The following is a 6,365-nucleotide window of genomic DNA, read 5'->3' on the forward strand; positions in this document are numbered from 1 at the left end:
GACTCACCTCCGTCTTCAAGAAATGAGCGAACATGCAAGAGCACACTCCCCCGGCACCGGCGCTCACCGAGTACCTCGAGAATCTCGACGCGGCGGTGCAGCACCTCCCGCACGGTCTGGCGCGTGATCTCACCGCAGAGATCACCGCTCAGCTCAGCGGCTTGGACGACGACGAGCTCGCGCGGCACATCGCACTCCTCGGACCACCCGACACCGTCGCTCAGGCTGCCCTTGACGCCGCCGAGCAGACGCTTCCGGCTGACCCCTTTGGCGCGCAGGCCGCGCCCGCACCCGCTGCCAGCCCCCAACCGCTCACTGCCACGCGGGGCTATGCGATCGCAGCGGTGATCATGCTCGGGATCGGCGGCATCATATTGCCGTTCGTCGGCTGGTTCATCGGTGCTGCCCTGGTTGGCACGAGCAAACTATGGCGCACAAAGGAAAAGCTCATAGGCATCTTGGCGGCCCCAGCAATGATGGCGTTGGTGTTGCTCACTTATGTCGTCATCGGCGCGCTGCAGGGCGGCGAGTCGGGGGCCTCCGCGGCGGGCTTTTCTGGGGCTGCCTTTCACGATCCCGCCGGGGAGGGGTTCACGGAAAACCCGCTCCTCCCATCAGTGTTTGACGGCCTCTGGTCGACGATGGTTCTGGGGGTTTTTGTCTTCGCGCCCCTGTCCGCGCTGTGGCTGTTCCTTCGGCTGCGCGGTCGCCAAGCACCCGCAGCACCCTCAGAAAACTCCCTGCCTTGATCGGAAGTAGATAGGTTACGCTGAGCCTATGATGATCTCTCGCACCGCTCCACGTAGCCTCAAGACCCGCAGCATTGCCGCGGCAGCACTCCTCGGCGCGGCCGCGCTGCTCCTCACCGCATGTTCGGGATCGCCTTCTGTCTCAGACACCAGCTGGGGCAAGCTCGACACCCGCGGTGAGCCGTCCATGACGTTCACCGCCGACGGCGCAGCGCACGGTTCCGACGGCTGCAACATTGTCAACGGCAAGTGGACCGAGGAGAAGGGCACCGTCACGTTCGGCCCGCTCGCCTCGACAATGATGTTCTGCGAGGGCGTCGACACCTGGCTCACCGGCGCCACCACCGCCGTCGCAGAGGGCGACAAGATCACGTTCAGCGACGAAGACGGCAAGGAGCTCGGCTCGCTCCAGAAGACCGAGTTCACCGCGCCGAAGTAGCGCACGAAGAACAGCGAAAGGGCGGGTGTGGATCTTTGATCCACACCCGCCCTTCTGCGTGTGAGCCGAGCGGCCTATTTGCCGGTCAGCGCGCGGTTACCAAGCGACCGCGAGCACCACGTTCAGCACGGAGAGGCCGAGGATCGCGCCGAGGACGCCGCCCGAGACGCTCGTCTTCTTCTTGTTCACGAGTGCGACGACGATGATCGCGACGAGCACGAGCGTCTTCACGCCGATCTTCATGTTGTCGGGCTCAAGGTCGCGGGCGTACATCATGCCGACGAGGCCGAGGCCGGTCGCGAGCATGAGCCACGAGCTGTGCAGGATTCCGCCGGAGATCTTCGCGACGCCCTCCTTCACCTTCGGCAGCTGTGCGATGGTCGCACCTGCGACGCCCGCGAAGCTAATGATGTGCAGGATCAGCAGGATGTTTCTTACGATTTCCATGAGACTGTTCCCCCTTCAGTTAGTGATTCGATTTGGGTGGCCGGCACCAGGCCGGAACGTGTTGGGGCGATCCTAGTGGAAGAAGTGGCGCTCGCCCGTGAAGTACATGGTCACGCCTGCGGCCTCAGCTGCGGCGATGACCTCCTCGTCGCGCACCGACCCACCGGGCTGCACGACTGCGCGCACGCCTGCGTCGAGCAGCACCTGGAGGCCGTCGGCGAACGGGAAGAACGCGTCTGAGGCGGCAACTGCGCCCGTGGCGCGATCGCCCGCGCGCGACACCGCGAGGCGGCACGAGTCGACCCGGTTGACCTGGCCCATGCCGACGCCGACCGAGGCACCGCCCTGGGTGAGCAGGATGCCGTTCGACTTCACCGCGCGGCTCGCACGCCAGGCGAACTCGAGCTCGGCGAGCGTCGCTGCGTCAGCGGCCTCACCCGCGGCGAGGGTCCACTCGGCTGCGGGAGCGAAGTGGCGATCCGCATCCTGGATGAGGAAGCCGCCGGAGACCTGCTTGAGCTCGACGGGGTTCTGCGCGTAGCCCTCGGGCAGCACGAGCAGACGCACGTTCTTCTTCTGCGCGAGGATCGCGAGCGCCGCGGGCTCGAAGCCCGGCGCGATGATGACCTCGGTGAAGATCTCTGAGACAGTCTTCGCCATGGCCTCGGTGACGACGCGGTTCGCGGCGATCACCCCGCCGAACGCAGAAACCGGGTCGCAGGCGTGCGCGAGCTCGTGCGCGGCCGCGATCGGGTCAGCTGCGCCCTCGGGAGCCACCGCGACGCCACACGGGTTCGCGTGCTTGATGATGGCGACGGCCGGGCGCTCGTGGTCGAATGCCGCACGCAGCGCAGCATCGGCGTCGACGTAGTTGTTGTACGACATTTCCTTGCCGTGCAGCTGCTTCGCCTGCGCGATGCCGACGCCCTCGTTCTCGCTGAAGAGCGCGGCACGCTGGTGGCTGTTCTCGCCGTAGCGCAGCACCGACTCGCGCAGTCCGAAGACCTCGTATCCGACGTAGCCCTCGCTGGTCGCAAAGATGCTGTCGATCTCCTCGGTGTCCTCGAAAGGCTCGGCGGGGCCGTCGGTGTTCTCCACCCAGCCGGCGTCCTGCTGATCGAGGAACCAGTTCGCCACAGCGCCGTCGTACTGCGCGGTGTGGACAAAGGCGTCGGTCGCGAGCATGCGGCGCATCTGGAGCGTGGTGCCGCCCGACTGGACCGCGGCGATGACCTCGTCGTAGCGGCCGGGCGAGACGACGATCGCGGCGTTCGCGTGGTTCTTCGCGGTCGCGCGTACCATGGCGGGGCCGCCGATGTCGACGTTCTCGACGATGTCGGCTGCGGGCTTGCCCGCGGCGACGGTCTGCTCGAACGGGTAGAGGTTGACGACGACGAGCTCGAATGGCGCGTAGCCGAGCTCAGCGAGCTGTGCGCGGTGGTCGGCGAGACGCAGGTCTGCGAGCAGCCCCGAGTGCACTGCGGGGTGCAGGGTCTTCACGCGGCCGTCGAGGGCTTCGGCGAAACCGGTGACCTCGGCGACGTCGGTCACCTGGTGGCCTGCGTCGCGGATCGTCGAAGCGGTCGAGCCGGTCGATACGATCTCGACGCCCGCGCCCGCGAGTGCTTCGGCGAGCTCGAGCAGCCCGGTCTTGTCGCTCACGGAGATGAGTGCGCGCTTCACCTCGATGAGGTCTCGGTGCTCGTACATGCTCGGATCGTGGCTCTGGACTGCCATGAGGCTCCTTGGGGTGTGCTCGGTGTGGATGAAGTGCTGGGTGTGAGGTGTGGGGTCTGCGTGTTCGTGGTGCCGGCCGCGGATGCTGCCGGAGGTTCTAGTGGTGCGCGGCTGCGACGGCCGCGAGGTCGAGGGATCCGTCGGCGATCGCGCGGACGGTGGCGATGAGGAGCGGCCGTTCTTCCTGCTTGATGCGCTCGTGGAGCTCGTCCTCAGACTCGCCGTCACGCACGTCAACGACTGCCTGGCGCAGCACCGGCCCGGTGTCGACACCCTCGTCGATGATGTGGACGGTGACGCCGGTCTCGGTCGCACCGGCCGCGAGGGCGTCGCGAACAGCGTGAGCCCCGGGAAACAGCGGCAGCAGCGCCGGGTGGGTGTTGATGAGCCGAGGCGAGAACTCGCCGACGAAGCCCGCCGGGAGGATCCGCATGAGCCCCGCGCTCACAACCAGGTCGACCTCGTGCTCCCGGATCGCTGCGGCGAGCGCCTCGCCCCAGTCAGCGCGGCTCACGAAGTCCGCGGGGCGCACGATGAAGCTCGGGATCTGCGCCGCTGCCGCGTGCGCGAGGCCCGAGGCGTCGGTGTCGGCTCCGACGCAGACGATCTGGGCGGGGAAATCGGGTTCCTTCGTCGCCTCTATGAGGGCTTTGAGGTTACTGCCGCCACCGGAGATAAGGACCGCGAGTTTCAACACCCATACAGTCTACCGGCTCCCCATGAGCCCCTCCGCCGCAGGGCGCACGGCGGTAGGCTGCGGGCATGGCAATTCAGCAGCTCTTCGGGCTTTCCGGCCGCACCGCGCTCGTCACAGGTGGGTCATCGGGCATCGGTCGGGCGATCGCCGGGGCGCTTGCCTCCGCTGGCGCACGCGTGATTATTGCGGCGCGCACCGAGTCGGCGATCGCGACCGCGGTCGGAGAAATCAACGCTGAGCGAAGCGACGCCGGGCTTGGCGAGGCTGGCGCAGGTCGCCCTGCCAGCGGCAGCGTTCCCGAGGGCCTCCCTGAGCCAACGGGCTCCGCTTTCGGGGTGTCCGCAGACCTTGCGACACGGGCCGGCGCGCACGCGCTCGCCGACGCCGTGCTTGCGCTCGGTCACGTTGACATCGTGGTGAACTCAGCCGGCATCAATATTCGGCCGCCGTTTGGCGAGCTCACGGAGAACGAGTGGGATGCCACTATGGCGGTCAACCTCGAAGCACCGTTTGTGCTCGGCCAGCGGCTTGCCCCTGCGATGGCGGAGCGCGGCTACGGCAGGCTCATTCACATCAGCTCACAGCAGGCGCAACGCCCGTTCGCGGCGAGCGGCGCCTACGGCGTCTCGAAGGCTGCCGTAGAGGCGCTCGCGCGCTCGCAGGCGGAGGCATGGTCCCCGTTCGGCGTGACCGCGAACGCGCTCATTCCGGGCTTCGTGCAGACGCCGCTCAATCGTCGGCTCAGCTCGGACCCCGCGACGGTCGCGGCGCTCGCCGCGCGCACTCTCGTCGGGCGCAATGGCACGCCTGAGGACTTCGCGGGGGCAGCGGTCTTCCTCGCGGGCCCCGCCTCAGCGTATGTCACGGGCCAGGCCATCGCGGTCGACGGCGGGTTCTCGGTGCACTAGCTCGGTGTCGGCAGCAACCGCAGCCGAGCGACCGACGCAGGTCACACTCAGCGCGGCGGTTTGCGCCCGACGTGCACCATCTCGTCGACGCGGGCAAGCGGCTGCGCGCGCGCAAAGTGCTCGCGTTCTTGCTGCGCCCACGCATCCCAGTGCGGGGCGAATGTGTCGCCGTCGCGGGCGAGCGCCCGTGCCTTGCGGAGGGGTTCGGGGCTTTCGATCCAGACGGAGTAGCGCTCCCCCAGTTGCGCGGCGGCGACAAGCGCGTCCGCGCTCACCGAGCCGCAGCCCTCGACGATGAGCGGGGTTCCGGGATCGAGCGTGAGCGTCGACCCGAAGCCCCCTGCGTGCCAGTCGTAACGCCGGTAGCCGCCGCTCCGCAGTAACCCGGCGACCGAGGCGCTGCCCACAGCGAGCCCGTCCCAGCCCGGGTACAGCTCGTCCATGCCGATGACGCGTGGCGGCGTGCAGCCCGCGTCGGTGAGGCAGGCCGCGAGGGCTTCGGCGAGGGTCGTCTTGCCCGATCCCGATCGCCCGTCGATGAAGATGACGGCCGGCCAGCCGCCGCGGCTCGAGGATCGCGCCTGCACCCGCTCGGCCAGCCGTGCGGCCAGCTGCGACGTCGGACTCGAGGCGGCTCCCCCGCTCACGCGTCGATCTTCCCGTCGCGCATCCGCAGCACCCGGTTCGCAATCGTTCCGGCTTCGCTTTCGTCGTGGGTGACGAGGATCGCGGTCGTGTCGGTCGCCCGCAGCAGTTCGGCGAGATCCAACGCGAGGCGGTCGCGCAGCTCGCGGTCGAGCGCTGACAGCGGCTCGTCGAGCAGCAGCAGCCGCGGGCTCGGAGCGAGGGCGCGCGCAAGAGCGACGCGCTGCCGCTGCCCGCCAGAAAGCTCGGTCACGGCGCGGGCCTCGTAGCCAGAGAGCCCGACGAGGTCGAGGAGCTCGGTCACGCGCGCCTCGCGTTCGGCGCGGGCCCGGCGCTGCACCCGCAGGCCGTACGCAATGTTCTCGGCGACGGAGCGGTGCGAGAACAGCTGCCCGTCCTGGAAGACGAGCCCGAACTCGCGCTTGTGCGGCGGGACTCGGGTGAGGTCGAGGCCGTCCCAGCTCACCGATCCACCAGCGAGCGGTTCGAGCCCGGCGATCGCGCGCAGCAGCGTCGACTTGCCGCATCCCGATGGCCCGAGGAGCGCGACGACATCGCCGCGGGGCACGCCGAAGCTCGCCCCGCGCACGACGAGTTCGTCGCGCCGGTAGGCGACGCTCACATCGGTCACGGTGAGCCCGCCCGGGGCCGCCGTGGGGGCTCCGTCTCCGCGATCCACCCCGGGTTGCGTGCGCTGTGTCATCGTCACCAGCTTCCTCCTACTCCGCCGTCAACGCGCCAGC

At 68.7% G+C, this 6,365-nt stretch carries 8 protein-coding genes; 3 read left to right on the forward strand and 5 right to left on the reverse strand.

Features of this window, described 5'->3' with window-relative positions:
• The first annotated feature begins 32 nt into the window (after positions 1 to 32).
• Both ACI1US_RS02760 and ACI1US_RS02765 read left to right on the forward strand, forming a co-directional pair.
• The gene (locus tag ACI1US_RS02760; RefSeq protein WP_461637978.1) at positions 33 to 749 is read left to right on the forward strand and encodes a hypothetical protein; all 717 of its coding nucleotides are present in this window, start codon (positions 33 to 35) and stop codon (positions 747 to 749) included.
• A 28-nt stretch (positions 750 to 777) separates the two neighbouring features.
• The gene (locus ACI1US_RS02765) at positions 778 to 1,188 is read left to right on the forward strand and encodes an META domain-containing protein (protein WP_461637980.1); all 411 of its coding nucleotides are present in this window, start codon (positions 778 to 780) and stop codon (positions 1,186 to 1,188) included.
• Between the two features lie 96 nt (positions 1,189 to 1,284).
• Here the strand turns inward: ACI1US_RS02765 and ACI1US_RS02770 are convergent, their stop codons facing one another.
• The 3 genes from ACI1US_RS02770 to purN form a co-directional block, all read right to left on the reverse strand.
• Positions 1,285 to 1,635 carry a hypothetical protein gene (locus tag ACI1US_RS02770; RefSeq protein ID WP_461637982.1) on the reverse strand — a complete coding sequence of 117 codons (351 nt, stop codon included), beginning with the start codon at positions 1,633 to 1,635 and terminating at the stop codon, positions 1,285 to 1,287.
• A gap of 72 nt (positions 1,636 to 1,707) precedes the next feature.
• Positions 1,708 to 3,372, reverse strand: a complete 1,665-nt coding sequence (purH, locus tag ACI1US_RS02775; protein ID WP_461637984.1) for a bifunctional phosphoribosylaminoimidazolecarboxamide formyltransferase/IMP cyclohydrolase — start codon at positions 3,370 to 3,372, stop codon at positions 1,708 to 1,710.
• Between the two features lie 97 nt (positions 3,373 to 3,469).
• Complete coding sequence (gene purN / locus ACI1US_RS02780) at positions 3,470 to 4,069, reverse strand: phosphoribosylglycinamide formyltransferase (RefSeq protein ID WP_461637986.1); 600 nt, start codon at positions 4,067 to 4,069, stop codon at positions 3,470 to 3,472.
• 65 nt (positions 4,070 to 4,134) lie between these two features.
• On the opposite strand from purN, the gene ACI1US_RS02785 reads away from it, so the two are divergent.
• Positions 4,135 to 4,977, forward strand: a complete 843-nt coding sequence (locus tag ACI1US_RS02785) for an SDR family NAD(P)-dependent oxidoreductase (RefSeq protein WP_461637988.1) — start codon at positions 4,135 to 4,137, stop codon at positions 4,975 to 4,977.
• A 47-nt stretch (positions 4,978 to 5,024) separates the two neighbouring features.
• On the opposite strand, the gene ACI1US_RS02790 is transcribed toward ACI1US_RS02785, so the two are convergent.
• Both ACI1US_RS02790 and ACI1US_RS02795 read right to left on the reverse strand, forming a co-directional pair.
• Entirely contained in the window at positions 5,025 to 5,624 is a 600-nt protein-coding gene (locus tag ACI1US_RS02790) for a nucleoside/nucleotide kinase family protein (RefSeq protein ID WP_461637990.1), read from the reverse strand.
• Positions 5,621 to 6,325: an ABC transporter ATP-binding protein gene (locus ACI1US_RS02795; RefSeq protein WP_461637996.1), complete on the reverse strand. Its 705-nt coding sequence runs from the start codon at positions 6,323 to 6,325 to the stop codon at positions 5,621 to 5,623. Before ACI1US_RS02795 ends, ACI1US_RS02790 begins: the two co-directional genes overlap by 4 nt.
• Positions 6,326 to 6,365 lie beyond the last annotated feature (40 nt).

The organism is Leucobacter sp. BZR 635 (assembly GCF_048061935.2).
GTDB lineage: Bacteria > Actinomycetota > Actinomycetes > Actinomycetales > Microbacteriaceae > Leucobacter.

Coding starts and splice junctions, on each gene's coding strand:
- ACI1US_RS02760 (WP_461637978.1), top strand. CDS start 33: ATGCAAGAGCACACTCCCCCGGCACCGGCGCTCACCGAGTACCTCGAG.
- ACI1US_RS02765 (WP_461637980.1), top strand. CDS start 778: ATGATGATCTCTCGCACCGCTCCACGTAGCCTCAAGACCCGCAGCATT.
- ACI1US_RS02770 (WP_461637982.1), bottom strand. CDS start 1,635: ATGGAAATCGTAAGAAACATCCTGCTGATCCTGCACATCATTAGCTTC.
- purH (WP_461637984.1), bottom strand. CDS start 3,372: ATGGCAGTCCAGAGCCACGATCCGAGCATGTACGAGCACCGAGACCTC.
- ACI1US_RS02785 (WP_461637988.1), top strand. CDS start 4,135: ATGGCAATTCAGCAGCTCTTCGGGCTTTCCGGCCGCACCGCGCTCGTC.
- ACI1US_RS02795 (WP_461637996.1), bottom strand. CDS start 6,325: ATGACACAGCGCACGCAACCCGGGGTGGATCGCGGAGACGGAGCCCCC.